The sequence below is a fragment of the Bradyrhizobium australafricanum genome (genome assembly GCF_020329495.1).
GTDB classification, from domain to species: Bacteria; Pseudomonadota; Alphaproteobacteria; order Rhizobiales; family Xanthobacteraceae; genus Bradyrhizobium; species Bradyrhizobium australafricanum.
In genome coordinates, this window is sequence record NZ_JAGKJL010000180.1 from 1 (window position 1) to 1,012 (window position 1,012).

Genomic DNA, 1,012 nt, shown 5'->3' on the forward strand with positions numbered 1-1,012 from the left:
TTCTGAAGCTCGGTGCGACCTTTCATGGTTTTGTTGATGGCCCTGAGCGTCTCGATCTCTTCTGCGGTGAAGACAAATTCAGCCGGCAATTCTTCGCCACTGTTGCGGGCCTGAACGAGTTGAATGACGATACATGCCGCTCTGGTGGCGACCGCCACGAGCTTGATCAGGCCTTCGGCGCTCTCGATCTGACTATCCTCGATGCGCAAACCCTGGCTCTTCAGCGAGCGAAAGAGTTGCTCAATGATCCAGCGCTGGCGGTACCAGGAGACGATCTGCCAGGCGTCTTTAACGGTGGCGACCGGATGAGTGGTCAGGAGCAGCCAGCGAATGGGCTCCGCACCTCTCGGCGGATGCAACTCGACCACTTCTACGAAGCTGAGTTTGATGCCCTCCGCCAAGTCGGTGACGCCGGGCCTCTGCGGCCGCTTGAGCACGACGGTTCCGAAGCGCATCGAGAGATGGGCCTGCCGGCCGCGCCGATCCATTCGCTGCGGCAGATCGATCACCGCGTTGTCGCAGAAGCGGCTCCGCTCGACCGCCTGATAAAGTGTGTCGCCATCGACCAGCGCATGGTCGTGCATGGCACGCGACAGAAGATGGACATTCTCAGCTGGCGTCAGCGCCCAGTGAGCAAAGAAATCCCCCTCGCGGTCGTTGACGACGGTGATCATGCGGGCATCTGCCAGGACGTCGCGGCCTTGCTCGGCGGCCGTCACCCAGCGCGCCGACTCCTTGTCGGCCAAGGCGCGCCGCTCATGCGGGATTTTTACCTTGCCTTTGCGCGTCCAAACGTTGCCGCCAGTAAGGCCAAGACAGACCCCGCTGTCGGCATCCACCGCCATCATCGCATGCAACAGCACGCCGCGAGCATTGCCCTTGCCGACTTTGCCCAGCCCGCGCCGCCGTCCCGCCTGGGTCTGGAACTTGACCTCGCTCGTATCCTGGATCGCCAGCACATGACGCCCGCTGACCGCAGTCCGCGTCTGCGCGCTCCAGCCCTCAATCAATT

Annotated in this window: 1 protein-coding gene; it reads right to left on the reverse strand. The window is 62.4% G+C overall.

Features of this window, described 5'->3' with window-relative positions:
- Positions 1-1,012: IS4 family transposase (locus tag J6525_RS46420; RefSeq protein WP_225649612.1), on the reverse strand; the 1,012-nt coding region annotated here is incomplete at both ends.